The organism is Streptomyces sp. NPDC002513 (genome assembly GCF_053595355.1).
Genome location: NZ_JBSFXK010000035.1, coordinates 1 through 25,720, shown reverse-complemented (window position 1 = coordinate 25,720; position 25,720 = coordinate 1). Strand labels below are relative to the sequence as shown.

Sequence of the window (25,720 nt, the reverse complement as noted above, 5' to 3'; positions counted from 1 at the left end):
CCCCTTCCGGTACGGGCCGTTCCGCATGCGGGGCGTGACGATCCGATCAACGGTTCGTTACTCCGTACGGACCGCGAACACGCGGCCGGAAGCGGAGGGATTCGATGGGGGACAGTGCGTACACCAAGGAGCGGCTGGAGGAGGCGGCTCAGGGGGCGCGGACGCTGTCGGAGGCGTTACTGCGGCTGGGGGTGGATCCGAAGAGTTCGAAGCGGGACTACATCAGGGGGCGGATGAAGAAGCTCGGGGTGAACACCTCGCACTTCGAGCGGGAAGGGGTGAAGTGGACGAGGGAAGTGCTCGAGCCCGTGGTCGCCGCGTCCACGAGTATCAACGAGGTGGTACGTCGGCTCGGGCTCGACTCCGTGGGGGGACATCAGACCAACATCGCCCGCCGCATCAAAGCGCACGGTATCGACACCTCGCACTTCACGTCCGTGGTGCGCACCGAACGCATGAGGTACAACCAGCGCCGCCGGACCGCGGAAGAGATCCTCGTCGAGGACACCTCGGCGCATGCTCCGCGGGTTCCGAGTCAGCGCCTCAGGAGAGCGATGCGCGAGGTGGGAGTGGAGGAGCGCTGCGCCCTCTGCGGAATCGAATCGGTCTGGCTCGGGGAACCGCTCCCGCTGGAGATCGACCATATCGACGGCAACTGGCGGGACAACCGCATCGAGAACCTTCGGTTCCTCTGCCCGAACTGCCACTCGACGACGGACAGTTACCGCGGCCGCGGCAAGAGCCGTGCTCAGAAAGGCCTCGTATGAGCACGGGTGCCCTCCGCCCACACCGCAGAGGCCCTAGCCCCACCCCCGACGAACTGCGTGCGGCGGTGGCCCAGTCGACCTGCCTCCGGGAGGTCTTGCAGCGCCTGCAGCGCCCCGACAACCGCTGGCAACGGGCGTTGCTACGCCAATGCATCGCCGAAGAGGGCCTGACGACCGCCCACTTCCTGGGACAGGGACACCAACGAGGGAAACGCAGCCTCAACGCCAAACGGCCTGAGGACATCCTGGTCCTGCACGACGGTCACCATCGGACAGACACCGCACGTCTACGCCGCGCGCTTCGGGACATCGGCGTGCCCGAGCAATGCGCCGGATGCGGGGTCGGTCCCGAATGGCTCGGAAAGCCCATGACGCTGGAGATCGACCACATCAACGGGGACTGGCGGGACAACCGTAGGGAGAACCTGCGGCTCCTCTGTCCCAACTGTCACGCGATCACCAGCACGTGGTGCAGAGGAGGTCGGCGAGCGATACACGGCGCCCAGTAGAGTAGGCGGCGCTGCGGGCCCGTACCCCAGCTGGCTAGAGGGCGCCGGTTTAGGTCCGGTGTGTCGTGGGTTCGAGTCCCACCGGGCTCACCGCAGCGGAGGGCGCACCATCCATGGGTGGTGCGCCCTCCGGCATGCTCGCTCAGCCCAGCAGTTCCCGCACCACCGGCACCAGGGCCCGGAATGCCTTGCCGCGGTGGCTGATCGCGTTCTTCTCGTCGGGGGTCAGTTCCGCGCAGGTGCGCGTCTCGCCCTCGGGCTGGAGGATCGGGTCGTAGCCGAAGCCGTTCGTGCCGGACGGGGCGTGCCGCAGGGTGCCCCTGAGCTGGCCCTCGACCACGCGTTCGGTGCCGTCCGGCAGGGCCAGGGCGGCCGCGCAGGCGAAGTGGGCGGCCCGGTGGGGGGCGTCGATGTCGGCGAGCTGGGCCAGGAGCAGCTCCAGGTTCGCCCGGTCGTCGCCGTGCCGGCCCGCCCAGCGCGCCGAGAAGATGCCGGGGGCGCCGCCCAGCACGTCCACACAGAGGCCGGAGTCGTCGGCCACGGCCGGCAGGCCCGTCGCCCGGGCCAGGGCCTGGGCCTTGAGCAGGGCGTTCTCGGCGAAGGTGACGCCGGTTTCCTTGACGTCGGGGATGTCGGGGTAGGCATCCGCGCCGACGAGGTCGTGCGGGAGCCCGGCTTCGGCGAGGATCGCCCTGAGTTCGGTGATCTTTCCGGCGTTGCGGGTGGCGAGGATCAGGCGGGTCATGCCGTCCAGTATCCGTGGGGTGGCGGCGCCCCTTCGCCGTGCCCCGGTTCCCTCAGGACGCAACGGCCTTCGCCTGTCCCTGTGGTACGAGGACGTACTGGGTGGTACCAGGACGTACCGGCCCTCGTCTAGGACGTGCAGACCTTCGTCAGTTCGCCGGCCGCGTCCGTGACCGGGCCGACGTCGGGGGTCTTGTCGCCGTTCTTGAGGGCTTCGCGGACGTTGCCGACGGACGTGCGCAGGCCGTCGACCGCCTTGTTGACGTCGACGTCGTCCGTCTTGTCGCCGATCTTGTCGAGGTCGTTCTCGATGGAGTTCAGGGAGGCGTCCGCCTGGCTCGGGTCGTTCGCCGCGTTCTCGACGGCCTGCTGGAGGTTGGTGACGCTGTCGGCTATCGCGTCGGCGGTCTGCACACAGTCGATCGCCTTGTTGACGGCGTCGCAGCCGGCGCTCGCCCCCACGGCGGCGAGTACGGCGACGGCGGCGAACGCGGCGGTGGTGGTGCGGCGACGGTGGTGGCGCGCGGCCATGAAACGGTTCCTCCCCGTGTGACGGTGCCGCGCCTTCCCCTGGAGGCACCGGCCGGTCCGGCGCGTACGGCACCGCGGGCGGGGCGCGGGTTCTGCCCGGCGCCCCGCCGCGTCGGCTGTGCGGCTACTCCTCAAAACGCCGGACGGCGCTACTCGGTTGCCTCGAGGGTCGCGCGCTGGATCGCGGTGAGCTGTTCGCAGCCCGTGGCGGCGAGGTCGAGGAGGGCGTTGAGTTCCTCGCGGTTGAACGGCGTCGCCTCGGCCGTGCCCTGGACCTCGACGAAGCGGCCGTCGCCGGTGCAGACGACGTTCATGTCGGTGTCGGCCTTGACGTCCTCCTCGTAGCGGAGGTCGAGGAGGGGGACGCCGCCCACGATGCCCACGGAGACGGCCGAGACGGTGCCGGTCAGCGGCTGCCGGCCGGCCTTGACCAGCTTCTTGCGCCGAGCGAAGGCCACCGCGTCGGCCAGTGCCACATAGGCGCCGGTGATCGCGGCGGTGCGGGTGCCGCCGTCCGCCTGGAGGACGTCGCAGTCGAGGACGATGGTGTTCTCGCCGAGCGCCCTGTAGTCGACGACGGCGCGCAGGGAGCGGCCGATGAGGCGGCTGATCTCGTGCGTACGGCCGCCGATCTTGCCCTTGACCGACTCGCGGTCGCCGCGGGTGTTGGTGGCGCGGGGCAGCATGGCGTACTCGGCGGTGACCCAGCCCTCGCCGGTGCCCTTGCGCCAGCGCGGCACTCCCTCGGTGAGGGAGGCGGTGCAGAGGACCTTCGTGTCACCGAAGGAGACGAGGACGGAGCCCTCGGCGTGCTTGCTCCAGCCGCGCTCGATGGTGATGGGGCGGAGCTGGTCGGGGGTGCGACCGTCGATTCGAGACATGGGTCCGAGCCTATCCGTACGCGGAGAAGGGGCCCCTCCCGCGGTGGAAAGGGCCCCTTCCGAGTGAGTGCCGGACCGCTGGGGTCCCGGGCGGGCTCACATCATGTCTTCGATCTCCGTGGCGATCGGGTCGGCGTCGGTGCCGATGACGACCTGGATGGCGCTGCCCATCTTGACGACGCCGTGGGCGCCGGCGGCCTTGAGCGCGGCCTCGTCGACCAGCGAGGGGTCGTTGACCTCGGTGCGGAGGCGGGTGATGCAGCCCTCGACCTCTTCGATGTTGTCGATGCCGCCGAGCCCGGCAACGATCTTCTCAGCCTTGCTGGCCATGTCTTCTCTCCCTGATCCGAACCGCTTTGTCGCAGTAACCCACAGCTGGCCCAACTTCGCGAGCGGTCCTGTCGTCGGCACCCGGGGAGGGGTTCCGGCGGTGCGACCGCCCGGACGCTGGTCTACACCACCTGAGGACCGCAGCCAAGCAGTGTGTCGTATTTCTCCCTCTATGGGCATTGCCTCCCGTATGCCCTGGGCCACAGAATTCGTGGGTTCCTTATCTCGCATTCACCGTGCTACAACAGGTCTACACCACCTGTGGTGTAGACCACGGAGACGCCGCCGTCCCCCCTCTCCCCTGTCCCCGGGCGGCGCCATGCCCACTGGAGGAAGTAGTGTCCACGGTCAGCGCCGCCCCCGCGGCTGACAAGAAGAAAAAGGGCGCGGGCGTGATGGCTGTTCTGCAGCGCATCGGCCGCAGCCTCATGCTGCCGGTGGCGGTACTGCCCGCTGCCGCCCTCCTGGTGCGTCTGGGCAACACCGACATGCTCGGGCGCCCCTCCTTCCCCACCTTCCTCACGAAGATCGCGGGCTTCATGGCCGCTGGCGGCAACGCGATCCTCGACAACATGGCGCTGCTGTTCGCGGTGGGCATCGCGATCGGCTTCGCGAAGAAGTCGGACGGTTCGACGGCGCTCGCGGCGGTCGTGGGCTACCTGGTCTTCAAGAACGTGCTCGCCACGTTCACCGACAAGAACCTGCCCCAGGTGGCGCAGGTCGTGGACGGCAAGGTCGTCATGGTGAACGCGCCGGTGGACGCCAAGGTCCTCGGCGGTGTGGTGATGGGCATCGTCGTCGCCCTCCTCTACCAGCGCTTCTACCGGACCAAGCTGCCGGACTGGGCGGGCTTCTTCGGCGGCCGGCGTCTCGTTCCCATCCTGTCGGCCTTCGCGGGCCTGGTCATCGGCATCGTCTTCGGCTACATCTGGCCGGTGCTGGGCACCGGTCTGCACAACTTCGGTGAGTGGCTGGTCGGCTCGGGCGCCGTCGGCGCGGGCATCTTCGGTGTCGCCAACCGTGCGCTGATCCCGATCGGCATGCACCACCTGCTGAACTCGTTCCCCTGGTTCCAGGCGGGCGACTACCACGGCAAGAGCGGCGACATCGCCCGCTTCCTGGCCGGGGACCCCACCGCGGGCCAGTTCATGACGGGCTTCTTCCCGATCATGATGTTCGGTCTTCCCGCGGCGTGCCTGGCCATGGTGCACTGCGCCCGCCCGGAGCGGCGCAAGGTGGTCGGCGGCATGATGTTCTCGATCGCGCTGACGAGCTTCGTGACGGGTGTGACCGAGCCCATCGAGTTCACCTTCATGTTCATCGCGCCGGTGCTGTACGCGATCCACGCGGTGCTCACCGGTGTCTCCCTCGCGCTGACCTGGGCCCTCGGTATGAAGGACGGCTTCGGCTTCTCGGCGGGTGTGGTCGACTTCGGCCTGAACCTCGGCATCGCCACCAACCCCTGGGGCCTGGTCCTGGTCGGCCTCTGTTTCGCGGTGGTCTACTACGCGGTCTTCCGCTTCGCGATCACCAAGTTCAACCTGCCCACGCCGGGCCGCGAGTCCGACGAGGAGCTGGCGGAACTGCAGAAGGCCGAGGCCAAGTAGGCACCGGCCGTCAGCACCGGCCACGAACGGGCCCCGGGAGCCGATCGGCTCCCGGGGCCCGTTCGTCGTGGGGGTCCGCCGTGCGTCGTGGGGATCCGCACGGCACTCGCCAGATCCCGTACGACAGGTGATCCGTACGGCGCTCGCTAGATCTCGTACGACACCCGCGGCGCCGCCAGGTCCACCGGTCCCGGGTACGCCGCGCGGGCGTCCTCCAGGTTGACCTGGGGGTCGGTCCACGGCGGGATGTGGGTGAGGACCAGGCGGTGGGCGCCGGCGCGGGCGGCCGACTCGCCGGCCTGGCGGCCGTTGAGGTGGAGGTCCGGGATGTCCTCCTTGCCGTAGGTGAACGCGGCCTCGCACAGGAAGAGGTCCGTGTCGTGGGCAAGGGCGTCCAGGGCCTCGCTCACGCCCGTGTCGCCGGAGTACGTGAGCGACTTGCCGCCGTGCTCGACGCGGATCGCGTACGCCTCCACGGGGTGGCGCATGCGTTCCGTGTGGACGGTGAAGGGGCCGATCTCGAACGTGCCCGGCTTCACCGTGTGGAAGTCGAAGACCTCGCTCATCGAGGAGGCCGAGGGGGTGTCGGCGTAGGCGGTGGTCAGGCGCTGCTCGGTGCCTTCGGGTCCGTAGACCGGGACCGGGTGCGCGCGGCCGCCGTCGTGGCGGTAGTAGCGCGCGACGAAGTACCCGAGCATGTCGATGCAGTGGTCGGCGTGCAGATGGCTGAGGAAGATGGCGTCGAGGTCGTAGAGACCGCAGTGGCGCTGCAGCTCGCCGAGGGCGCCGTTGCCCATGTCGAGGAGCAGCCGGAAGCCGTCGGCCTCGACGAGGTAGCTCGAGCAGGCCGATTCCGCGGACGGGAACGACCCCGAGCAGCCGACGACGGTGAGCTTCATAGAGCTGGAACCTCCGCGTGGCGATATGGAAAAGGGCAGGGACGGGGGCGGTGACGGGGGTCGTGCGGTCCGTCGAGCGTAAGGCGCGGAAGGTCGGGTCGCGCCTTCGCCAAGGGCCGTTGTGGGGGAACTCACCTGTGGTGTCACCGGTTCGGCTGGAACGGGGGCGCATGAGGCTTATGAGAGGGCGCACGGGAGTTGAAGGAGGGCGGGCGTCCCGGCGGACGCGCCGGTACCGTCGTCCTATGGACACGTCCTGGTGGCTCGCGCTGGCGGCGGTGGTGCTGCTCGCGCTGGTCGCGACGCTGGTGGACGGGTGGGGGCGCGGCGGGCGCCGTCACCGTGCGGCCACGCGTCCGGCGGGTCGCACGCGGGTCCATCCGCGCCCGGCCGAGATCTGGTGGGCGGACGTGCCCTCCCAGGGCCGGGCGGCCGGCCGGGAGCGGCCGTGTCTGGTGCTGACGGTGCACGGGGACAGCGCGACGGTCGCGGGGATCACCAGCAGGTTCCACGACGAGCGGGCGGGTGTGATCCCGCTGCCGCCGGGCATGGTGGCCGATGCCCAGGGCCGGCCGAGCTTCCTGGAGACGGACGAGCTGCGGGACGTGCCGCTGTGGGACTTCCGGCGGCGGGTCGGGGTGGTGGACCCCGCGCTGTGGGACCAGGTGCGCTACCTGGCGGGGTGAGCCGGCGGTGCGGGGCGAGCGGTGTCATCGCGTCGCCACCATGACCGTGACCGTCCACCGCTCGATGCCCAGGCACGACATCTGGCCGGGGTGCTTGGCGCACAGGGGGCGGGTCGCGGTGAGCCGTGCCGTGCCGGGTGCGACCGCGTCGAAGGCGGCGATGGTGTCACCGGGTGCGCTGCCGATGCCGGCGTTGACGGCCTTCAGCGCGCCGCCCATGACGGTGACGGGGCTCCAGGGCCGGTCCTTGCTGCCGGCCAGGGTGAGGCGGAGCCGCCCGCCCCCCGTCAGACAGACGGCGTGGCCCGTGTCGGCGGCGGTGAGCCGGACTTCGGGCGCGCATTCCGGTCCGGTCGCCGTGGGGGACGGTGGAACCGGGGCGGCTTTCGAGGGCGGAACGGAGGGTGGTGCGGAAGGTGATGCGGACGGGGAAGCCGACGGCGGGCGCGACGGGGCTCCTCCGGCGCCTGTCACGCCTGAGCCCTGGCCGCCGCAGCCCGCGAGGAGCAGTGCCGCCGCGGCTGCGACGAGGGGGGTGGTGATGGTCCCGTGGGGGGTCGTACGGCGCATGGGGCGGCCGCCTTTCCTCAAGCCCGTGCCCTGTGTGCTGGCCCTTGCGCTGCTGTGACGTTTCTCCGGCGCATCGGGATCCCTGCCTCCGTCACATCGCGGGATCGTGTCCGGCACATCGGGGATCGATCCCTGTCTCCAGCACACCGGGATCGTGTCCGGTGCACCGGAACTCCTGTCTCCAGCGCACCAGCATCCCCGCACAACCGCCACCGGGCCCGAACGCCAGCGGGCCCCGGCCGCACCCGCGGCCGGGGCCCGTCGCACCGGAGTGCGTCACGAGGTCAGCCGGTCGTCAGCGCGGTGTCGTCGACGACGAAGCTGGTCTGGAGGGAGGAGTCCTCGACCCCGCTGAAGGTCAGCGTGGCCGTGGAGCCGGCCAGCGAGGACAGGTCGAAGGACTTCTGGGCGTAGCCCGAGGCGGCGTTGACGTTCGAGTACGTCGCCAGGGTCTTGCCGCCCGCGGTCACCGTGAGCTTGTCGTACGCGGTGCTGCCGGTCTCCGCGGTGTCGATGTGCAGGTAGAAGGTGAGCGTGGCCTTGCAGCCGGACGGGATGGTCACCGACTGGGACACGGTGTCGGTGTGGCTGGAGCCGTAGCCGTCGAGCCAGGCCTTGTAGGAGCCGCTGTGCGCCGCCTCACCGGTGTCGTTGGTGATGACCCCGCTGCTGGCGGTCCAGGCGGTGTTGCCCGACTCGAAGCCGGGGTTGCCGAGGAGCTGCGTGCTCGTGCAGGTGCCGCCGGAGGAGCTGACCGTCCAGGTGAAGGAGGCCGAGCCGGAGGCGCCGGTCGTGTCCTGGGCGGTGACGGTCACGTTGTAGGTGCCCGCCGTGGAGGCGGTGCCGGAGATCAGGCCGGTCGAGCTGTTGATCGACAGGCCGGTCGGCAGACCGGTGGCGCTGTAGGTGAGGGCCGCTCCCGCGCTGTCGGAGGCCGAGATCTGCAGGCTGGCCGAGCCGCCGGTGGTGGTGGACTGGCTGCCCGGGTTGGTGACGGTCACGGTGCTGCCGCTGCTGCCGCCAAAGGAGAAGGCGGACGTGCCGTTGGGGGTGCCCCAGCCGGTCGGGCCGTCGTAGCCGGTGCGGGCGGTGCAGAAGTACGAGGTGGAGCAGCTGCCGTTGCTGCCGCTGGTCACGTCGTACAGGTTCGAGGTGTGGGAGTACGGGTACTTCGCCGGGTAGTCGGCGGAGCCCGGGGTGCCCGCGAGGGCGTAGACGCCGGCGATGATCGGGGCGGAGGCGCTGGTGCCGCCGTAGACCGCCCAGCCGGAGCCGCCGTAGGTGTCGTAGACCGCGACGCCGGTGGCCGGGTCGGCGACCGCGGAGACGTCGGCCTCCATGCGCTTGGCGCAGCCGGTGTCGGTCTGCCAGCTGGGCTTCGGGTCGTAGGCGGAGCAGCCGGAGCCGGTGCCCTCGGTGGAGCTGGTGTTCCAGACGGACTCGGTCCAGCCGCGGGACGTGGAGGACGTCGACAGCGCGGTGCCGCCCACGGCGGTCACGTACTGGGAGGTCGCCGGGTACTCGGCGCCGTAGCCGGAGTCACCCGCGGAGACGGTGATCGCGACGCCGGGGTGCTTGAAGTACGAGGTGTCCTCGCCGGTCTGGGAGGAGGACTCGGAGCCGCCCCAGCTGTTGGAGACGAACTTGGCGCCGAGGGCGACCGCCTCGTTCTCCGCGGTCCCGAGGTCGGAGTCGGTGGCCGAGTTGGCCTCGACGAGGATGATGTTGCAGTTGGGGCAGACGGCGCTGACCATGTCGATGTCGAGCGCCTCTTCGCCGGCCCAGCCGGTGTCGTTCGTCGGCAGCGAGGTGGTGGAGCCGGTCTGGCTGACCTGCTTGAAGCAGCCGTTGGCCTTGGTGCACGCCGACAGGCCGAACTGGGAGCGGTAGGCGGCCAGGTCCGACTCGGCGTTGGGGTCGTTGTAGGCGTCGACCACCGCGACCGTGAGGCCGGAGCCGCCCGTCGAGGGCAGGTTGTAGGCGCTGTGCAGGTTGGCCGGGCTCAGGCCGGAGGGCGCGGCGGCCAGGGCCGCGGCGAGGCTCTGCCTGATGTCGGTGCGCCGCTGGGCGAAGCAGGACGCGTGGCCGGCGGCGGGGGTGGCGCACAGGTGCTGGGTGGGCACCTTCTGGCCTGCCTTGCCGGTGGCGTGGACGGTCTGTGCCGTGGGGGCCGTCAGCGCCTTGGCGTTCTGGGCGGCGCGGCCGGAGTGCGAGGAGAGGGTGGTGTCGGGGGCGCTGTGGGCCCCGGCGGCCGGGGCCGCCATGAGACCGGCGACGGTGAGGGCGAGTGCGGGGACTGCGGCGGTGAGAAGTCTTCGCAGACTCCGTCGCCGCTTGCTCGGGCGTGACGCACGCATGGGGGTGGTGCCTCTCTCGTGTGAGGCCGGCGCCGCGCGGACCTGGGTGGGGCCGTGCGCGGAGCCGCAGCCGGACGTGGGGATTCACGAGCTGGGTGACAGGCCGTGACGCGCGTAGCGGCGGCGGTTCGCGCGAGCATGGGCATGACACTTGGACCATTTCGAACGCCCGCGATGCCGAATGAGCGTGACATGACAGGGTGCGCCAGACCGTAACCCGCGGTGGAGAGGGGCGGGCAGCCCCGAAGAGAGATCTTTACCGCTCCATGAGCAGCGCTTAGCCCCCTCATAGGAGGGGGTTGACGCGTTGATGGCGGGCCGGGCCCCCTCACGGGAGGGGGTTTGCACGCTGTGGGGAGAGCTGGGGCGAGGGCTGGGTCCGGGGACGAGAGGGAAGACCGGTACCGCGACCCCATCGCGGTACCAGGACCGGCTAAGCCCAGAGCTGCCCTTGCAGTTTCCCGATCGCCTCTTCCGTGGTGGCCGCCGTGTAGACGCCGGTCGACAGGTACTTCCAGCCGCCGTCGGCCACGATGAAGACGATGTCGGCGCTCTCGCCCGCCTGGACGGCCTTCTTCCCGACGCCGATGGCGGCGTGCAGGGCGGCGCCCGTGGAGATGCCCGCGAAGATGCCCTCCTGCTGGAGGAGTTCACGGGTGCGGGTCACCGCGTCCGCCGAGCCGACCGAGAAGCGGGTGGTCAGCACGGAGGCGTCGTACAGCTCCGGGACGAAGCCCTCGTCGAGGTTGCGCAGCCCGTACACCAGGTCGTCGTAGCGGGGCTCCGCCGCGACGATCTTCACGTCAGGCTTGTGCTCGCGCAGATAGCGGCCCACGCCCATCAGCGTTCCCGTGGTGCCGAGGCCGGCCACGAAGTGCGTGAGGGAGGGCAGGTCGGCGAGGATCTCGGGGCCGGTCGTCGCGTAGTGCGCGCCCGCGTTGTCCGGGTTGCCGTACTGGTAGAGCATCACCCAGTCCGGGTGCTCGGCGGCCAGCTCCTTGGCGACGCGCACCGCGGTGTTGGAACCGCCCGCGGCCGGGCTGGAAATGATCTCGGCGCCCCACATGCCCAGCAGGTCCCGGCGCTCCTGGGAGGTGTTCTCCGGCATCACGCACACCATCCGGTAGCCCTTGAGCTTGGCCGCCATGGCCAGGGAGATGCCCGTGTTGCCCGAGGTGGGCTCCAGGATCGTGCAGCCGGGGGTGAGCCGGCCGTCCTTCTCCGCCTGCTCGATCATGTGCAGGGCGGGGCGGTCCTTGACCGAGCCGGTCGGGTTGCGGTCCTCCAGCTTGGCCCAGATACGGACGTCGGGGGACGGCGACAGCCGCGGCAGGCACACCAGGGGGGTGTTGCCCACCGCCGCCAGTGGGGAGTCGTAGCGCATCGGTGATCAGCGACCGTCAGGCCATACCGCCGGCGACCGCCGGCAGGATCGTCACGTTGTCGCCGTCGGCGACCTTGGTGTTGATGCCGTCGAGGAAGCGGACGTCCTCGTCGTTCAGATAGACGTTCACGAAGCGGCGCAGCTCTCCGCCGGCGGCCTCGTCGACGATGCGGGCGTGGATGCCCGTGTGCCGGGTCTCAAGGTCGGCGAGCAGCTCGGCGAGGGTCTCCCCGGTGCCCTCGACGGCCTTCTGGCCGTCGGTGTACTGGCGGAGGATGGTGGGGATGCGGACCTCGATGGCCATGGCTTGGGGCTCCTGTCGGGAGAGGTGAGGTCGGAGGGCGCGCGATAGCGCGAAGATCGAGGACTACGCCGGGTGCGGCTCCCCCGCGCTCTCGGCTGCGCGGCGCAGGGGGTGCCCCGTCGGCTCACGGCCGTACGGCGGCAGGCCGACGTCAACAGATGGCGCTGTTCAGCCTGCACAGGTCGACGTGCAGCCGCGCCACGAGCAGCGTGCCCGGCGCCTTCTTGCTCACGTCGTCCAGAACCATGGGGTCATCGTATCGATTCCCGCGCCGCTGCCCGGAGTGTGATCTCGTATGGTGGATGAATTCTGCCCGAATCGCGGGATCAGTAGCTCTCCACCACGGTGACCTCCTCCTCCGTCACCTCGCCCGCCACGATCCGGAACGAGCGGAACTGGAAGGGGCCCGCGCCGTCCGTGTCGGCGGTGGAGACCAGGACGTAGTGGGCGCCCGGCTCGTTGGCGTAGCTGATGTCCGTGCGGGACGGGTAGGCCTCGGTCGCGGTGTGGGAGTGGTAGATGACCACCGGCTCCTCGTCGCGGTCGTCCATCTCCCGGTACAGCTTGAGCAGGTCGCCGGAGTCGAACTCGTAGAACGTGGGCGAGCGGGCCGCGTTCAGCATCGGGATGAAGCGCTCGGGGCGGTCGGAGCCCGCCGGGCCCGCGACCACGCCGCACGCCTCGTCGGGGTGGTCCTGGCGGGCGTGCTCGACGATCCGGTCGTACAGGGCCTGGGTGAGGGTCAGCATGACGGTCAGGATAAGCAGCCGGGCACGAGGGGCCGCGCCCGGCGTTCGGCTCCGGGATCTCCGGGAACTCAGGGAACGCGTCCAGCAGGGCGGCCGCACATGACGAGCGGGCCGTTCCCTGCCGAGGAGTGGCACGGAACGGCCCGCACGGTGGGCTACGAGAGTCAGCCGACCCGCTCGAACTCCCGCTCGCGGCGCTGGGTGACCTCCGGGTTGCGCGCCTTCAGCACGGCCCAGCCGACACCGAGGGCGACCGCCCAGCCCGCCATCACGTACAGACAGGTGCGGGAGTCGTGGTCGTAGGCGATCAGGCCGGTGACGAACAGCAGGAACACGATGGCGATCCAGCTGCACACCGCGCCGCCCGGCGCCGGGAAGGAGGAGGCGGGCAGCCGGCCCGCGTCGACCGCGCGGCGGTACAGCACGTGGCTGATCAGGATCATCAGCCAGGTCCAGATGCCGGCCGCGGTCGCCACCGAGGTGACGTAGCCGAAGGCCTTCTCCGGGACGATGTAGTTCAGGATCACGCCGATGCCCATGAAGGCGACGGAGATCGTGATGCCGAGCGCCGGGGTCTTGGACGCGGACAGCCGGCTGAAGGCCTGCGGGGCCTCACCGTTGTCCGCGAGGGTGCGCAGCATGCGGCCCGTGGAGTACATGCCGGAGTTGCAGGACGACAGGGCCGCGGTGAGCACCACGAAGTTGACGATGCCCGCGCCGGCCGGGATGCCGATGACCGCGAAGGCCTTCACGAAGGGGCTGACGCCCGCCGCGAACTCGGTCCACTTCACCACGCACAGGATGACGGTGAGGGCGCCGACGTAGAACAGGGCGATGCGCCAGGGCAGGGTGTTGATCGCCTTCGGGAGGGTCTTCTCCGGGTCCTCGGACTCGCCGGCCGTCACACCGACCAGCTCGACGGCGAGGTAAGCGAACATGACGCCCTGGAGCGTCATCAGCGAGGAGCCGATGCCCTTGGGGAAGAAGCCGTGGAACTGCCAGAGGTTGGAGACCGAGGCGGTGTCACCGGCGGCGCTGAAGCCGAAGGTCAGCACGCCGAGGCCGATCACGATCATGCCGATGAGCGCGGTGACCTTGACCATCGAGAACCAGAACTCGATCTCGCCGAACAGCTTCACCGAGATCAGGTTGGCCACGAACAGGACCACCAGGAAGACCAGTGCCGTCACCCACTGCGGGACGGACGGGAACCAGTAATGGACGTAGATCGCGGCGGCCGTCAGCTCGGCCATGCCGGTCACCACCCACATCAGCCAGTACGTCCAGCCGGTGAAATAACCGAAGAACGGGCCGAGGAACTCGCGGGAGTACTCCGCGAAGGAGCCCGAGACCGGACGGTAGAGGAGCAGCTCGCCGAGCGCCCGCATGATGAAGAAGATGATCACGCCTGCGAGGGCGTACATGAGGATCAGGCTGGGTCCGGCCTTGGCGATGTTCGCCCCGGCGCCCAGGAACAGGCCGACGCCGACGGCGCCGCCTATCGCGATCATCTGGACCTGACGGCTGCCGAGCCCGCGCTCGTACCCCTCCTCGGGGGCGTCGCCGCCCACGGCCTCACTGCCGTCGTACTGCTTCCCGACCTGCGATGAGGTCATGTTGGTGCGCCTTTCTCCACGCCGATCCGAGCCAGTCCCATGGCTTCGGATCGGGTTCCGATCCCCCCGGATGTGATGGAGCTGTGCCTGGCCGGCGATCCGCCGGCTCGGTGGCGCACCCGAGCGGACATGGGTGGTGTCCGTCGGGCGGTCGTGAAGGTGTATCACGGCCGCATCGTTGATCGGCGGTGTGACATGTGACGCACCGCACCGGAAGAAGTGGACAAAGAGAAGTCGAAACAGACAAATACGACCACGGAGGTGACGGGATCGTTATCCGGATCTGAGCGTCCCCTGAGCGAACACCGGATGACGGCCCGGCGCGGAACACATTCCGCGCCTCAATCCATCACGTATTCCGCCGTTTCAGGGCATAACGCATTCCGCCGTTTCAGGGCATAAGGGGCGAGCGTTTCAGGACATGAGAGTCACGCGCTTCAGGGCATAAGGGTCGTGACGAGGGTTTCCTGGAGGCCGCCGAGCCACAGATAGGCCATCACCATCGGCTTGCGCGGGTCGTCGTCCGGCAGCTCGTAGAGGTGGTCGCTGTCGTCCTCGTCGAGGATCTCCAGCCGGGACCCGATCGCGAGGCGCAGGTCGTTGAGGGCGCCGAGCCACTGCTCGGAGTCCCCGCGCGTCAGCTTCAGGACCCCGCCCTCCCCGCTCACCGAGGTCACGCCGTCCAGCGAGCGGATCACCGCGAGGGCGTTCTCGCGCTTGCGCGCGCGCAGGTCGTTCTCGGTGAAGCGGCGGAACTCGGCGGAGTACGCGCGCCGCTCCTCGGCCTCCTCGAAAGAGGCCGGCTCGGCGCCGGGGCCGCCGTAGGCGTCCGGGAGCAGGCGGCGCAGCACCGGGTCGGCGGGCGGCTCGCTCGGGCCCTCCGCGAACAGCTCGGCGAGCGGGTCGTCGGGGGCGTCCTCGGCCGGGCCGGGCCCGATGAGCTCCAGCAGCTGAACGGCCAGCGACCGGATGATGGAGATCTCGACGTCGTCGAGCGCGACGGCCGCGCCGCCGCCGGGGAGCGGTTCGAAGTGTCCTGGCATCGTCTTTTCAGTGCTTGACGGGTCTGCGCCGTGCGCTATTTACGGTCCTGCTGAAGGGTGGCCCACAGACCGTATCCGTGCATGGCCTGGACGTCGCGCTCCATCTCCTCACGCGTCCCGCTGGAGACCACCGCCCGGCCCTTGTGATGGACGTCGAGCATGAGCTTGGTGGCCTTGTCCTTGGGGTAGCCGAAGTACGTCTGGAAGACGTAGGTCACATAGCTCATGAGGTTGACCGGGTCATTGTGAACGATCGTCACCCAGGGGACGTCCGGTGCCGGGACGGCGAACTGTTCCTCCGCCGACTCGGTCTTTTCGATCTCAAGAGGTGCGGGAGCCGTCACACGGCCCATGCTGCCATCTCACGGGGCGCCACGCACAAACGGACACCCGTGCCATCGCCATAAATCGTCAGACTGACGAGATGGGAGTACGATCAGCGGTCGTGCTGCATACCCTGGGGGACGGCCCCCGGCCCCCGGCCGACGCCGGGGGGACCGGCAGAGTGATGTGCGAGGAGAGCTTGGTGGGCGTAGCGGACCTTGGGTTGCCGGTGGACGTACCCTCGACGGCGCTCTTCACCGACCACTACGAACTGACGATGCTGCAGGCCGCCCTCGCGGCGGGGACCGCCGAGCGGCGCTCCGTCTTCGAGGTCTTCACCCGGCGGCTGCCCGAGGGCCGCCGCTACGGCGTCGTGGCCGGTACCGGGCGCGTCCTGGACGCGGTCGAGAACTTCCGCTTCGACACGGCCGTCCTCGGATTCCTGCGGGAGCGCGGGATCGTCGACGAGGAGACGCTCCAGTGGCTCGCCGCGTACCGCTTCGGCGGGGACATCTGGGGCTACCCGGAGGGCGAGGTGTACTTCCCGGGCTCGCCGATCATGCGGGTCGAGGGCTCCTTCGCCGAGTGCGTGCTCCTGGAGACGGTGATCCTGTCGATCCTCAACCACGACTCCGCCGTGGCGGCCGCCGCCTCCCGGATGTCCTCCGCCGCCGACGGCCGGCCGCTGATCGAGATGGGCGCGCGCCGCACCCACGAGCTGGCCGCCGTGGCCGCCTCGCGGGCCGCCTACGTCGGCGGCTTCACCACCACCTCCGACCTGGCGGCCGGTTTCCGGTACGGGATCCCGACGGTCGGCACGTCCGCGCACGCCTTCACGCTCCTGCACGACCGGGAGCGGGACGCCTTCCAGGCCCAGGTGGAGTCGCTCGGCCGGGGCACCACCCTGCTGGTGGACACCTACGACGTGGCCGAGGCCGTGCGGGTGGCCGTGGAGGTCGCCGGGCCCGAGCTGGGCGCGGTCCGCATCGACTCCGGCGATCTGCTGCTGATGGCGCACCGGGTCCGGCAGCAGCTCGACGAGCTGGGCGCGGCCAAGACGAAGATCGTCGTGACCTCCGACCTGGACGAGTACGCGATCGCCTCGCTGCGGGCGGCCCCCGTGGACGCGTACGGCGTCGGCACCCAGGTGGTGACGGGCTCCGGGCACCCCACCTGCTCGATGGTCTACAAGCTGGTCGCCCGCGCCGAGTCGGCCGACCCGAAGGCGCCGCTGGTGCCGGTCGCGAAGAAGTCGACCGGCGGCAAGACCTCCATAGGCGGGCGCAAGTGGGCGGCGCGGCGGCTCGACGAGGAGGGGGTGGCGGAGGCCGAGGTCATCGGCACCGGGCCGGTGCCGGACGCACTCGTGGACCGGCAGCTGCTGGTCGAGCTGATCAAGGGCGGCCAGGTCGTCGCCCGCGAGCCGCTGGACGTCGTACGCGACCGGCACACGGCCGCGCGCGCCAATCTGCCGCTGTCGGCGACGCAGCTCTCGCGTGGGGAACCGGTCATTCCGACCGAGTACGTGTGAGGCGGGTACGGGTGAGGGGCGTGTGTCGCGTCGGGTTGACGCGACACGAGGAACCCGGGGACCGGACGCGGTGCGGTCCGGACCGGCCCGTCTTCCGGGCGCATGAACGGGCGACCGGGGGGAATGCAACGGCAGCGCGCTCACGCACCCGACCGATCCTCCCGTGCCCCCTCCCGTCCGCCCCTCGAAGTCTCTAGGCTCGGTAGGTCGTACAGACGGCCGGGCCCCGCGCCTCTCCGCTGTCGAACCGCTGCCGACCCGAAGGACACCGACCATGCGCCGCGCCTTGATCGTCGTAGACGTGCAGAACGACTTCTGTGAAGGCGGCAGCCTCGCGGTGGCCGGGGGTGCCGACGTGGCCGCCGCGATCACCGAGCTGATCGGGCAGGCCCCCGCCGGGTACCGCCATGTCGTCGCCACCCGGGACCACCACATCGCCCCGGGCGGGCACTTCGCCGACAACCCCGACTATGTGCACTCGTGGCCCGCACACTGTGTGGCGGGCACCGAGGGCGTCGGCTTCCATCCCAATTTCGCCCCGGCGGTCGCCTCCGGCGCGGTCGACGCCGTCTTCGACAAGGGCGCGTACGCGGCGGCCTACAGCGGCTTCGAGGGGGTCGACGAGAACGGGCGGTCGCTGGCCGACTGGCTGCGGAACCGGGAGATCGACGAGGTGGACGTGGTGGGCATCGCCACGGACCACTGCGTGCGCGCCACCGCCCTGGACGCCGCGCGGCACGGCTTCCGCACCCAGGTGCTGCTGGACCTGACCGCCGGGGTGTCCGAGGAGACCACCGAGCGGGCGCTCGAGGAACTCCGGGAGGCCGGGGTGGAGCTGTCCGGCAAGCCCGTGGTGTAGCCCCGGCTCACACCGGCGCCGCCGTCTGCCGCAGCAGGGCCCGGATCGGGTGCCACAGCTCCTGCGACAGCTCCTGGCCCGCGCTGTCCGGGGCCGTGCGCCAGATCAGGCCGTCGGGGTGGTGCAGGACCGCTGTGACCTCGTCGGGGGTCGGCGGGGCCGCGTTGCCGCGCAGGTACACCGCGCGCAGGCCCAGGTTGCGCAGCCGCGTCAGCGCCCGGGCGCGGTTCTGGGCGAGTACGAGTACGCGGACGAAGCCGCCCGCCGAGCCGGGACTGGGCAGGTTCAGCGCCACCACCACACTGCCGCTCGGCAGCTTGCAGAAACCTCCTGCGGCCATACCTGTTCACACCCCCGTGAAACCTGATGTCAATAAGAGAGCCACAGGACGCACCTAAACACGATCGGCCGCGACCCGCCAGAGGGTCGCGGCCGATCATGCTTTGACCTGCGAAAATGTTCTACCGCCTGTGAGCGGTTCCACTCCGGAGAAGATCATCCGGGAGGTGTCACCGGGACGGCTGCACCGCCACCGTCAGTACGCTGCCGTCCTTCGTCTGCCGCAGGAGCCTGATCTTCGTGCGGGTGTCCGGCACCTTCACACTCGCGTACGGGGTCGCGGAGTAGTAGTAGGTGCCCTTGTGGTCGTCGAAGACCGGGATGCCCGGCCGGCTCTGGATCTTGGTGGCCACGCTGTCGCTGTGCAGCGTGATCGCGTCCGTCGGCTCCAGGGTGAAGGTCGAGTCGAAGCCCTGCATGCGCGTGCGCAGATAGGTGCCGTCCGCCCACTTCAGCGGCGCGGCGTGAGCGTCGACGGGCAGGATGAGCCCCTGGCCCGGGTGCTCACTGACGTTGTTGTCCGCCTGCGAGGTGTCCCAGTACCAGACCAGCAGGCCGTTCTGGTACGGGTAGTGCTCCACCCAGTTCGGCTTGGTGTTCAGGAAGCCGAAGTTGTACGGGCCGGTCTTCAGGGTCGCGTCGTACGACACGTACTGGCGGTTCTCGGCGATGTAGTACTGGGGGTAGTCGCCGCTGTAGGAAGCGCCCTTGACCGAGAAGCCGTTCACCGCCCAGTCGCCGGTGCCGTTCTCGGCGCCGTCGGTGAAGACGGGGGATCCGTCGGCGGTGAGGGTGATGTCGTCCGCCGCGAAGCCCTTCTTGGCCACACCGGTGTCGGTGGTGTAGCGGAAGCGCAGCTTGATCTTCTGACCGGCGTAGGCGTCCAGCGGGTAGACCAGGTCGCCGTAGCCGTCGAGGGTGCCGGTGAGCGCGGGCTGGTCGCTCGCGTCGCGCGGGATCGGGACGCCGTTCACCGTGCCGTCGACCGGCTTCCAGGTGGTGCCGCCGTCGGTGGAGACCTCCGTGTACAGGAAGTCGTAGTTCTGCTCGATGTCGTAGTAGCCCTTGAGGGACAGCGCGGCGGACGATCTGCCGGTGAGGTCGACATCGCGGGTCAGCGTGTTGTTGAGTCCGTTGCCACTGCCGCTCCACCACTGGTACGAGCCGCTCGCCGGGGGGATCAGCTCCGTGGTGACGGTCTTCTTCGGCAGCGTGACGAGCACGGCCTGCGGGTCCTCGGTGTTGTACTCCGTGTACCCGACCTTCGTCAGCGACGTGGCGCGGGAGGTGACGGTCCGGTAGTTCAGCCAGCCCAGTTGGAGCTTGTCCCAGGCGGTGAAGTCACCGGGGGTGTCGCCGATGCTGTTCTTGCCGGTGCCGAGCCAGGAGCCGGAGGACATCAGGTCCCAGAACCCGGTGGAGTTGTCGGCGTTGCCGGTGGTGTCGTAGTTGTCGGGCAGGCCCAGGTCGTGGCCGTACTCGTGGGCGAAGACGCCGAGTCCGCCGTTCTCCGGCTGGATGGTGTAGTCGCCGACCCACACGCCGGTGTCGCCGATCTGCGTGCCACCGAGCCTGTTGGTGTCGGGGCCGGTGTTGCCGGCGTCGGTGCCGTACGCGTACCAGCGGTGGGCCCAGATCGCGTCCTCGCCCTGCGCGCCGCCGCCCGCGGACTCGTCCTCGCCGGCGTGCACGATCTGGAAGTGGTCGATGTAGCCGTCGGGCTCGTTGAAGTTGCCGTCGCCGTCGTGGTCGTAGCGGTCCCACTGGTCGTACTGGGCGACCTTGGCCTTGATCTGCGCGTCGGTGTCCCCGGCGGCCTTGCGCTGGGCGACCCACTGGGCGAGGGCGTCGCTGACCAGGTTCCACACGCAGGTGTCGCACTGGTTGGTGCCGTACCGGGCCTCGTTGTAGTCGACCTTGACCCAGTCCTGGACCTGGCCGTCGACCGAGTAACGGCCGGAGGACGCCTTCTCGTAGAACTGCTTGAGCGAGTTCTTCTTCGGGTCCGCGGAGAAGTAGAGGTCCTGGTAGTGCTGCCGGTCGTAGTCCGGCTGCCAGGCGGTGCTGTTGTCCGTGGCGCGGTCCGGCGCGGCTATCTGATTGTGCCCGGGGCCGGCCGTGCCGCCGTACTGCGACGTCTTGGTGCCGAACTCCGCGAGGATGGTGAAGATCTTGTCGGTGCGCTCGCGGGCGAGTTCGACGTACTTGCCGCTGCTGAGCTTCACCACCTTCGAGGCGCCGCGGTCCATGACCGACGCCTTGCCGGATATGACCCGGTTGAGCGCCTCCTCGCGCTGGGCCTCCCGGGTCTTGCTCAGCGGTCCGTCGAGATTGTGCCCCCTGCTCCCGACCGGCTGCGGGTCGTGCCGGTGGACGGGGGCCGCGGGAGCGTTCCCGCCCCCCTGGGCCACGGCGGTGGTCGAGAGGGTGGCGGTGGCCGCCGCCAGCGCGACGACGGTCGCGCCCGCTCTGAACGTCCAGGGTCTGCTGGTCACTTGAAGTCCTCCCCGACGCGCCCGGTCACGCGGAAGGGGGTCCTGGTGGCAGGGAAGGTCCGCGCGGGGTACGCGTGTGTCAAGTGACGACATTTGACCGGAGGTTTAAGAGAAAAGACAGATCTTGACTTGAACAGGTCAAGTGCATTAGGAGAACGAGGTGTTCGGCATACACACGACGCACGAACGGCGTACGGGCGATGCGCGGATGCCTTGCAGACGGCATAGTCACCTGTCAACCGGCGCGCGCACCTGTCCGGTTGGTGGACTGCATGACTCCGTGCGCCCCCCATGCATCCGCACCGTGGGTTAGGTCACGCTTACCGGCCGTTCCCCTCGGGCATGGAGGCGAATAGAATTGACAGGCGGAGCGTGGGAATGGTGACGGATTACCCCGTCGACACCGTTGTCATCCCGCGATTCTTAGCCACGTCACGTGCCCCGCAGTCGGTTGTTCGTTTCGTCCGCATTTTTCGCACTTTCCGCATTGTCCGTGTTGTCCGTGTTGTCCGCATCCTCCCCCATCGCGAGAGGCACGGGGGGAGACCCCCACCCCCGAGGAATGACCATGCCTCGTCCGAACGCCGCACAGCTCGCCTACGGTTCCTGCACCGTGATCTTCTCGACCCTCGCCATGCTGTTGCTGTCCCAGACGAGTTCGGGCCTGGGGATCACCGTGATCGTCCTCGCGGCCCTCGCCCTCGGACTCCTCGTCTCCGTGACGGTCCCCGTACCGAGGTCCGCGTCGGCCGCCGGCCGGCGCTCCGCTCCGGCCGGGCGCCCGACGGCGTCCGTCGGATCGGCCGCGCCCGCCGAGCCCGCGCACGAGCCGGCGAACCCCTGAACCGGGCGCCGCGCTCCCCGCACCGCGCGGGACCCCACGCACCATGACGCACCACCACGTCGAACGGACATGAACCGGCGGGCCCTTGCAGCACGGGCCCGCCGGTTCATACGTACGCCGCCGCCGTCGCGCTCATCCCCCGGGACCGGTCATACCGTGGTCACCTCCACGGTCTTGGCCGCCTTGTCGTGCAGCCCCTGCTTGTAGGGCCGGTCGAAAAAGCTCCAGCCGCCGCAGATCGCCGTCCAGACGCAGGCACAGCAGAACGCGAACGGCAGCCACAGCACGGCCGCGCGGATCAGCGCGGTCTGCACGGAGGGGGTGGAGCCGTCCGCCAGATCGGCCACCCGCATGTTCAGCAGCCGCTTGCCGAGCGTCTGGCCCGACCGGGAGATCATGACGGTGTCGTACGCGATGTAGAGCACGGCGGCGATCACGGACTGGCCGATGGACTTGCCGTACTCGATCCTGTCCGCCTCCACGTTGTACTCGATGGTGTGAGTCGCCCAGGACACCAGCCAGACGGCCACCCCCACGATGATCATGTCGATGATCCGGGCGAGCACGCGTTTGCCGCTGTCGGCCAGCGGGGGCATTCCGGCGAGGGGATCCGTGCCGCCGTAGGGGCCGGGGCCGTACGGGCCTCCGCCGCCATACGGCCCTCCGGCGCCGTACGGTCCCCCCGCGCCGTAGGGGCCTTCGCCGCCGGGGGGACCGCCGCCGGGGGGCGGGGGTGCGCCGTAGGGGCCGCCGCCGGGCGGGGGTTCACTGCCCCACGGGGGGCCGCCGCCCTGCTGCGGGCCCCCGTGGGACGCGGACCCGCCGCTCTCGGACGACGGGGGCTGCTTCTTTCTGAACGGGTCGTCCTCCGGAGAGTCCCCGGAGCCGGGGAGCGGCGGTTCGGTGCTCATGGCCCGAGTCGACCGCGAACCCCGCCGCTCCGCATCCGTAGAGGTCCGTCCGGGTCAGCCCGCCACGAACGTGTGCGCGGCCTTGTCGTGCCAGCACTGGCGCCAGGGACGGTCGAACAGACACCACAGGACGCCGACGACACCGATGCCCAGCAGACCCGGAACGCTGTAGACCAGCCAGCGGCACAGGGCCAGACCGAAGGTCGGCGGTTCATGGCCCTCGATGTCCCGCACCTGGATTCCGCACAGCTTCTTGCCGAGGGTGCGGCCCCAGCGGGCGGTGGGCAGCGCCTCGTAGAGCACACCGAAGCCGAGGAGCACGGCGAGCACGATGGCGAGATAGACCGAGGTCGTGCCGTCGAGCAGCCAGACCGTGACGGTCCGCCCGGACAGCCGGGCCGCGTCGATCTTGCCGTCGATGTGGTCGATCGCCTTGCCGGCCAGCGGGACCGCGGCCGCACCCGTGACCGCCGCCAGGACCAGGGTGTCGAGCAGCCGGGCGGCCAGCCGCTTGCCGAGGCCCGCGGGCCGGACCGCCGCCTGCGCCCGGGCGGCCGCCAGGAACGGGTCGTCCACCGGCGGCTTCCACGGGGCGGGCGGCCGGTCGCCGCCATCGTCCGCGCTCGCGAGCTGATGCACCTGCTGCGCCCATGAGGGCTGGCCGCCGCCGGGGCCCGTGGTCAGGGGCGTGGCCGGGCCCGTGGACTGCTGCGGCAGACTCGCCGCCTGCTGTTGGAGGCCCGCCACCGGTTGCTGCTGGAGACTCGGCGTCGGCTGCTGGGAGAGTGAGCCGGGCGGATGCTGGACGGGCGGTCCCGCCGCGGGGGCCTGGGGGGCCGACGGCGACGGCGTCCGGGGAGCCGGGGCGGTCCGCGGCGGGGTGGCCTGGGGTACCTCCGGGTCCAGGCCGAGCGCCTGGCGGGCCGCGGCCTGGGCGCTGGGCGTACGCGCGGCGGGGTGCCCCGCGGCGGAACCGGCCGCCCCCGCGCCCTGCTCCCCCCTGCGTGGGGAGAGCGCGCGGAAGGTCATGGTGCTCTCGGAGGGAACGGGCTCCTCGGTGCCCGCGGTCCGGGCGGGGCCCGGGGCGGATCCGGCCGCGGCGGGCGGGATGGTGGCGGTGCCGTCCGTCCGGATCGCCCTGCCGTCGGGCGCGCCCTCGCGCGGCAGCCGCGGGTCGGGAGTCTCGGGCGCGCCCTCGCGCGGCAGCCGCGGGTCGGCGGTCTCCGGCGCGCCCCATGACACCTGACGGTCCTGGTCGCCGCCGAACCCGGACTGCCGGGAGCTGTCGGCGCCCCAGGCCGAGGCGGGGTCCGGGCTGCTGTCGTGCGGGGCCGCGGCCGGGCGCGCCGGGCCGGGCGCGCCGGCGGGGTCCTCGTCGAAGAAGTGCGGGCCCGTCTCCTCCACGGAGGGCTGTACGGGGCCCGCGCCGGGCGGGGCCGGCGGGGTGCCGTCTGCGGGCGCCGGCCGACTGGTGCCGGGCACCCAGGCGGCCCCGTTCCAGTACCGGACGTATCCGGGAATGGACGGATCCGGGTAGTAGCCTTCGCGGGGCCTGTCGTCACCGGGTGCCGGGGTGGGGGCGCTCATGTCCGTCGTCCCGTATCTGCTCGCGGGGTTGTGTGGGCGTCCACAGCTCTGTGTGGACATCCACATCTATCAGAAGCGGGCAGGCAACACGGCCCCTCCGCCCGTACCCGCCCCTTTCCGGGCGAGAGCGCGCACGCCCTTCACATACCCGGAACACACACCGAAAGAAATCTCTCCTCAACGCGCGTTCACTCCTGCGGGCTCTCCTCAGAAGACCTTGCCCGGGTTCAGGATGCCCAGGGGGTCGAAGACCTGTTTGATCGCCCGGTGCGTCTCCACGCCCACCGGGCCGATCTCGCGCGCCAGCCACTCCTTCTTCAGCACGCCCACGCCGTGCTCACCGGTGATCGTTCCGCCGAGTTCCAGGCCGAGCTGCATGATCTCGTCGAAGGACTCACGGGCGCGCCGCGACTCGTCGGGGTCCTGTGCGTCGAAGCAGACGGTCGGGTGTGTGTTGCCGTCGCCCGCGTGCGCGCAGACCCCGATGGTGAGCCCGTACTTCTCGGCGATCCGCTCGACCCCTTCGAGCATGTCGCCGAGCCGGGAGCGGGGCACGCACACATCGTCGATCATCGTCGTGCCCTTGACCGCCTCCAGCGCGGTGAGCGACAACCGGCGGGCCTTCAAGAGGAGTTCGGACTCGGCCGCGTCGTCGGCCGGGACGACCTGGGTGGCGCCCGCGGCCTCGCACAGCGCGCCGACCGCCGCGAGGTCGGCGGCCGGGTCCGGGGTGTCGAAGGCGGCGAGCAGCAGCGCCTCGGTGGTCTCCGGCAGGCCCATGTGCGCGAGGTCGTTGACGGCCTTGACGGTCGTACGGTCCATCAGTTCGAGCAGGGACGGTCCATGACCCTCCGTCATGATCCGGCAGACGGCGTCGCAGGCGTCGGCCGCGGACGCGAACTCGGCGGCCAGCACCAGGTGCCGGGGCGGCTTCGGCTTCAGGGCGAGGACCGCGCGGACCACGACACCGAGCGAGCCCTCGGAGCCGACGAAGAGCCGGGTGAGGTCGTATCCGGCGACGCCCTTGGCGGTACGGCGGCCGGTGGACAGCAGGCGCCCGTCGGCGAGGACGACGTCGAGGCCGAGGACGTACTCGGCCGTGACCCCGTACTTGACGCAGCACAGGCCGCCGGAGGCCGTGCCGATGTTGCCGCCGATCGTGCACATCTCCCAACTGGAGGGATCCGGCGGATAGAAGAGGCCGTGTTCGTCCACCGCGCGGGAGAGCGTGGCGTTGACGACGCCGGGCTCGACGACGGCGATGCGGTCGACCGGGTTGATCTCCAGGATCCGGTCCATCTTCGTGAGCGAGAGCACGATGCAGCCGTCGGAGGCGTTCGCCCCGCCCGACAGGCCGGTGCGGGCGCCCTGCGGGACGACCGGGATCCGCAGTTCGGTGGCGGTCCGCATGACGTGCTGGACCTGCTCGACGGTGCGCGGCAGAACGACCACGGCCGGGGTGCCGGCCGTGCAGAAGCTCGCCATGTCGTGTCCGTACGAGGCCGTGATGTCGGGGTCGGACAGGACGGCCTCGGCGGGCAGGCCCGCCCGGAGGCGGTCGAGGAGGTTGCCGGTGACGTCGTCGCGCGGGGCTTCGATACGGCTCATGATCACAGCGTGACACCCGGGAGCGGCGGTGGGAACCCCGTCCGCGGGGGCGGGCGGCCCCTCCGGGACCTGGTGCCAGGGTCCCGGAGGGGCGGGGGTCAGGACCGCTAGGGCCTGTTCTGAGTTTCCCGTCGTTCGAACAGGCCCTAATAGGGCTTTGTTAGGTCCTGTGGTGGGGTTCGGGAGTGGGGGCGGGTTGGCCGCATATCGAGCAGGCGCCGGTCCAGGTGGCCAGGATCTTCTGT

The 25,720-nt window shown here is 70.4% G+C and carries 26 protein-coding genes and 1 tRNA gene; 8 read left to right on the top strand and 19 right to left on the bottom strand.

The annotated features are described in order from the left end of the window. Positions 1-104 precede the first annotated feature (104 nt). The 3 genes from ACWD5Q_RS22200 to ACWD5Q_RS22190 all read left to right on the top strand — a co-directional run bounded on the left by ACWD5Q_RS22200 (position 105) and on the right by ACWD5Q_RS22190 (position 1,366). Entirely contained in the window at positions 105-767 is a 663-nt protein-coding gene (locus tag ACWD5Q_RS22200) for an HNH endonuclease signature motif containing protein (protein ID WP_451428763.1), read from the top strand. Then, positions 764-1,276 carry an HNH endonuclease signature motif containing protein gene (locus ACWD5Q_RS22195; protein ID WP_451428762.1) on the top strand — a complete coding sequence of 171 codons (513 nt, stop codon included), beginning with the start codon at positions 764-766 and terminating at the stop codon, positions 1,274-1,276. Before ACWD5Q_RS22200 ends, ACWD5Q_RS22195 begins: the two co-directional genes overlap by 4 nt. Before the next feature lie 15 nt (positions 1,277-1,291). Then, positions 1,292-1,366 (top strand) — tRNA-Leu (locus tag ACWD5Q_RS22190). A gap of 52 nt (positions 1,367-1,418) precedes the next feature. On the opposite strand, the gene rdgB is transcribed toward ACWD5Q_RS22190, so the two are convergent. From rdgB to ACWD5Q_RS22170, 4 genes are all read right to left on the bottom strand, one after another. Then, on the bottom strand, positions 1,419-2,021 hold the full coding sequence (gene rdgB / locus ACWD5Q_RS22185; protein ID WP_451428761.1) for an RdgB/HAM1 family non-canonical purine NTP pyrophosphatase: 603 nt from the start codon (positions 2,019-2,021) through the stop codon (positions 1,419-1,421). Positions 2,022-2,149: 128 nt separating this feature from the next. Then, positions 2,150-2,551, bottom strand: a complete 402-nt coding sequence (locus tag ACWD5Q_RS22180) for a hypothetical protein (RefSeq protein WP_451428760.1) — start codon at positions 2,549-2,551, stop codon at positions 2,150-2,152. Between the two features lie 149 nt (positions 2,552-2,700). Next, a complete protein-coding gene (gene rph / locus ACWD5Q_RS22175; protein WP_451428759.1) occupies positions 2,701-3,432 on the bottom strand; it encodes a ribonuclease PH in 732 nt (243 codons plus the stop codon). Positions 3,433-3,528: 96 nt separating this feature from the next. Continuing rightward, a complete protein-coding gene (locus ACWD5Q_RS22170; RefSeq protein WP_451428758.1) occupies positions 3,529-3,762 on the bottom strand; it encodes a glucose PTS transporter subunit EIIB in 234 nt (77 codons plus the stop codon). Positions 3,763-4,157: 395 nt separating this feature from the next. Here ACWD5Q_RS22170 and ACWD5Q_RS22165 point away from each other — a divergent pair, with 395 nt between their 5' ends. After that, positions 4,158-5,369, top strand: coding sequence for a PTS transporter subunit EIIC (locus tag ACWD5Q_RS22165; RefSeq protein ID WP_451428809.1), 1,212 nt, complete (start codon positions 4,158-4,160; stop codon positions 5,367-5,369). A gap of 146 nt (positions 5,370-5,515) precedes the next feature. Here ACWD5Q_RS22165 and ACWD5Q_RS22160 read toward each other — a convergent pair whose 3' ends face one another. Next, positions 5,516-6,268, bottom strand: coding sequence for an MBL fold metallo-hydrolase (locus ACWD5Q_RS22160; RefSeq protein WP_451428757.1), 753 nt, complete (start codon positions 6,266-6,268; stop codon positions 5,516-5,518). Between the two features lie 245 nt (positions 6,269-6,513). Between ACWD5Q_RS22160 and ACWD5Q_RS22155 the strand changes: the two genes are divergently transcribed. Further along, entirely contained in the window at positions 6,514-6,954 is a 441-nt protein-coding gene (locus ACWD5Q_RS22155; RefSeq protein ID WP_451428756.1) for a type II toxin-antitoxin system PemK/MazF family toxin, read from the top strand. Between the two features lie 24 nt (positions 6,955-6,978). Here the strand turns inward: ACWD5Q_RS22155 and ACWD5Q_RS22150 are convergent, their stop codons facing one another. The 9 genes from ACWD5Q_RS22150 to clpS form a co-directional block, all read right to left on the bottom strand. Then, positions 6,979-7,524 (bottom strand): hypothetical protein, encoded by a 546-nt coding sequence (locus ACWD5Q_RS22150; RefSeq protein WP_451428755.1) that lies wholly within the window; start codon positions 7,522-7,524, stop codon positions 6,979-6,981. A gap of 284 nt (positions 7,525-7,808) precedes the next feature. Then, the gene (locus tag ACWD5Q_RS22145; protein ID WP_451428754.1) at positions 7,809-9,881 is read right to left on the bottom strand and encodes a putative Ig domain-containing protein; all 2,073 of its coding nucleotides are present in this window, start codon (positions 9,879-9,881) and stop codon (positions 7,809-7,811) included. Between the two features lie 433 nt (positions 9,882-10,314). Next, the gene (locus ACWD5Q_RS22140) at positions 10,315-11,265 is read right to left on the bottom strand and encodes a PLP-dependent cysteine synthase family protein (RefSeq protein WP_451428753.1); all 951 of its coding nucleotides are present in this window, start codon (positions 11,263-11,265) and stop codon (positions 10,315-10,317) included. 16 nt (positions 11,266-11,281) lie between these two features. Continuing rightward, positions 11,282-11,569 carry a MoaD/ThiS family protein gene (locus ACWD5Q_RS22135; RefSeq protein WP_451428752.1) on the bottom strand — a complete coding sequence of 96 codons (288 nt, stop codon included), beginning with the start codon at positions 11,567-11,569 and terminating at the stop codon, positions 11,282-11,284. Positions 11,570-11,720: 151 nt separating this feature from the next. Further along, positions 11,721-11,816, bottom strand: coding sequence for a putative leader peptide (locus ACWD5Q_RS22130; protein WP_451428751.1), 96 nt, complete (start codon positions 11,814-11,816; stop codon positions 11,721-11,723). A gap of 79 nt (positions 11,817-11,895) precedes the next feature. Next, on the bottom strand, positions 11,896-12,318 hold the full coding sequence (locus ACWD5Q_RS22125; RefSeq protein WP_451428750.1) for a Mov34/MPN/PAD-1 family protein: 423 nt from the start codon (positions 12,316-12,318) through the stop codon (positions 11,896-11,898). 164 nt (positions 12,319-12,482) lie between these two features. Continuing rightward, the gene (locus tag ACWD5Q_RS22120; RefSeq protein ID WP_451428749.1) at positions 12,483-13,934 is read right to left on the bottom strand and encodes an amino acid permease; all 1,452 of its coding nucleotides are present in this window, start codon (positions 13,932-13,934) and stop codon (positions 12,483-12,485) included. Positions 13,935-14,371: 437 nt separating this feature from the next. Further along, positions 14,372-14,977 (bottom strand): DUF2017 domain-containing protein, encoded by a 606-nt coding sequence (locus ACWD5Q_RS22115; RefSeq protein ID WP_451428748.1) that lies wholly within the window; start codon positions 14,975-14,977, stop codon positions 14,372-14,374. A gap of 35 nt (positions 14,978-15,012) precedes the next feature. Next, a complete protein-coding gene (clpS, locus tag ACWD5Q_RS22110; RefSeq protein WP_451428747.1) occupies positions 15,013-15,330 on the bottom strand; it encodes an ATP-dependent Clp protease adapter ClpS in 318 nt (105 codons plus the stop codon). 173 nt (positions 15,331-15,503) lie between these two features. Here clpS and ACWD5Q_RS22105 point away from each other — a divergent pair, with 173 nt between their 5' ends. Both ACWD5Q_RS22105 and ACWD5Q_RS22100 read left to right on the top strand, forming a co-directional pair. Then, on the top strand, positions 15,504-16,832 hold the full coding sequence (locus tag ACWD5Q_RS22105; protein WP_451428746.1) for a nicotinate phosphoribosyltransferase: 1,329 nt from the start codon (positions 15,504-15,506) through the stop codon (positions 16,830-16,832). 274 nt (positions 16,833-17,106) lie between these two features. Then, positions 17,107-17,691: an isochorismatase family protein gene (locus ACWD5Q_RS22100; protein ID WP_451428745.1), complete on the top strand. Its 585-nt coding sequence runs from the start codon at positions 17,107-17,109 to the stop codon at positions 17,689-17,691. 7 nt (positions 17,692-17,698) lie between these two features. On the opposite strand, the gene ACWD5Q_RS22095 is transcribed toward ACWD5Q_RS22100, so the two are convergent. Both ACWD5Q_RS22095 and ACWD5Q_RS22090 read right to left on the bottom strand, forming a co-directional pair. Beyond that, the gene (locus tag ACWD5Q_RS22095) at positions 17,699-18,031 is read right to left on the bottom strand and encodes a hypothetical protein (RefSeq protein ID WP_451428744.1); all 333 of its coding nucleotides are present in this window, start codon (positions 18,029-18,031) and stop codon (positions 17,699-17,701) included. A gap of 169 nt (positions 18,032-18,200) precedes the next feature. Next, the gene (locus ACWD5Q_RS22090; protein ID WP_451428743.1) at positions 18,201-20,525 is read right to left on the bottom strand and encodes an immune inhibitor A domain-containing protein; all 2,325 of its coding nucleotides are present in this window, start codon (positions 20,523-20,525) and stop codon (positions 18,201-18,203) included. A 568-nt stretch (positions 20,526-21,093) separates the two neighbouring features. Here ACWD5Q_RS22090 and ACWD5Q_RS22085 point away from each other — a divergent pair. Continuing rightward, complete coding sequence (locus ACWD5Q_RS22085) at positions 21,094-21,369, top strand: hypothetical protein (RefSeq protein WP_451428742.1); 276 nt, start codon at positions 21,094-21,096, stop codon at positions 21,367-21,369. 149 nt (positions 21,370-21,518) lie between these two features. On the opposite strand, the gene ACWD5Q_RS22080 is transcribed toward ACWD5Q_RS22085, so the two are convergent. The 3 genes from ACWD5Q_RS22080 to ACWD5Q_RS22070 form a co-directional block, all read right to left on the bottom strand. Next, positions 21,519-22,280, bottom strand: a complete 762-nt coding sequence (locus ACWD5Q_RS22080; protein WP_451428741.1) for an RDD family protein — start codon at positions 22,278-22,280, stop codon at positions 21,519-21,521. Between the two features lie 54 nt (positions 22,281-22,334). Beyond that, the gene (locus ACWD5Q_RS22075) at positions 22,335-23,867 is read right to left on the bottom strand and encodes an RDD family protein (RefSeq protein WP_451428740.1); all 1,533 of its coding nucleotides are present in this window, start codon (positions 23,865-23,867) and stop codon (positions 22,335-22,337) included. 207 nt (positions 23,868-24,074) lie between these two features. Further along, on the bottom strand, positions 24,075-25,481 hold the full coding sequence (locus ACWD5Q_RS22070) for an FAD-binding oxidoreductase (protein ID WP_451428739.1): 1,407 nt from the start codon (positions 25,479-25,481) through the stop codon (positions 24,075-24,077). Positions 25,482-25,720 lie beyond the last annotated feature (239 nt).

Excerpts from the sequence above, each read along its gene's own strand:
- ACWD5Q_RS22160 (WP_451428757.1), bottom strand. The coding sequence starts at position 6,268 with ATGAAGCTCACCGTCGTCGGCTGCTCGGGGTCGTTCCCGTCCGCGGAA.
- ACWD5Q_RS22125 (WP_451428750.1), bottom strand. The coding sequence starts at position 12,318 with ATGCTGACCCTCACCCAGGCCCTGTACGACCGGATCGTCGAGCACGCC.
- rph (WP_451428759.1), bottom strand. The coding sequence starts at position 3,432 with ATGTCTCGAATCGACGGTCGCACCCCCGACCAGCTCCGCCCCATCACC.
- ACWD5Q_RS22140 (WP_451428753.1), bottom strand. The coding sequence starts at position 11,265 with ATGCGCTACGACTCCCCACTGGCGGCGGTGGGCAACACCCCCCTGGTG.
- clpS (WP_451428747.1), bottom strand. The coding sequence starts at position 15,330 with ATGGGCCGTGTGACGGCTCCCGCACCTCTTGAGATCGAAAAGACCGAG.
- ACWD5Q_RS22135 (WP_451428752.1), bottom strand. The coding sequence starts at position 11,569 with ATGGCCATCGAGGTCCGCATCCCCACCATCCTCCGCCAGTACACCGAC.
- ACWD5Q_RS22085 (WP_451428742.1), top strand. The coding sequence starts at position 21,094 with ATGCCTCGTCCGAACGCCGCACAGCTCGCCTACGGTTCCTGCACCGTG.
- ACWD5Q_RS22080 (WP_451428741.1), bottom strand. The coding sequence starts at position 22,280 with ATGAGCACCGAACCGCCGCTCCCCGGCTCCGGGGACTCTCCGGAGGAC.
- ACWD5Q_RS22120 (WP_451428749.1), bottom strand. The coding sequence starts at position 13,934 with ATGACCTCATCGCAGGTCGGGAAGCAGTACGACGGCAGTGAGGCCGTG.
- ACWD5Q_RS22095 (WP_451428744.1), bottom strand. The coding sequence starts at position 18,031 with ATGGCCGCAGGAGGTTTCTGCAAGCTGCCGAGCGGCAGTGTGGTGGTG.
- ACWD5Q_RS22155 (WP_451428756.1), top strand. The coding sequence starts at position 6,514 with ATGGACACGTCCTGGTGGCTCGCGCTGGCGGCGGTGGTGCTGCTCGCG.
- ACWD5Q_RS22100 (WP_451428745.1), top strand. The coding sequence starts at position 17,107 with ATGCGCCGCGCCTTGATCGTCGTAGACGTGCAGAACGACTTCTGTGAA.
- ACWD5Q_RS22115 (WP_451428748.1), bottom strand. The coding sequence starts at position 14,977 with ATGCCAGGACACTTCGAACCGCTCCCCGGCGGCGGCGCGGCCGTCGCG.
- ACWD5Q_RS22145 (WP_451428754.1), bottom strand. The coding sequence starts at position 9,881 with ATGCGTGCGTCACGCCCGAGCAAGCGGCGACGGAGTCTGCGAAGACTT.
- ACWD5Q_RS22170 (WP_451428758.1), bottom strand. The coding sequence starts at position 3,762 with ATGGCCAGCAAGGCTGAGAAGATCGTTGCCGGGCTCGGCGGCATCGAC.
- ACWD5Q_RS22165 (WP_451428809.1), top strand. The coding sequence starts at position 4,158 with ATGGCTGTTCTGCAGCGCATCGGCCGCAGCCTCATGCTGCCGGTGGCG.
- ACWD5Q_RS22130 (WP_451428751.1), bottom strand. The coding sequence starts at position 11,816 with ATGGTTCTGGACGACGTGAGCAAGAAGGCGCCGGGCACGCTGCTCGTG.
- ACWD5Q_RS22075 (WP_451428740.1), bottom strand. The coding sequence starts at position 23,867 with ATGAGCGCCCCCACCCCGGCACCCGGTGACGACAGGCCCCGCGAAGGC.
- ACWD5Q_RS22195 (WP_451428762.1), top strand. The coding sequence starts at position 764 with ATGAGCACGGGTGCCCTCCGCCCACACCGCAGAGGCCCTAGCCCCACC.
- rdgB (WP_451428761.1), bottom strand. The coding sequence starts at position 2,021 with ATGACCCGCCTGATCCTCGCCACCCGCAACGCCGGAAAGATCACCGAA.
- ACWD5Q_RS22150 (WP_451428755.1), bottom strand. The coding sequence starts at position 7,524 with ATGCGCCGTACGACCCCCCACGGGACCATCACCACCCCCCTCGTCGCA.
- ACWD5Q_RS22200 (WP_451428763.1), top strand. The coding sequence starts at position 105 with ATGGGGGACAGTGCGTACACCAAGGAGCGGCTGGAGGAGGCGGCTCAG.
- ACWD5Q_RS22180 (WP_451428760.1), bottom strand. The coding sequence starts at position 2,551 with ATGGCCGCGCGCCACCACCGTCGCCGCACCACCACCGCCGCGTTCGCC.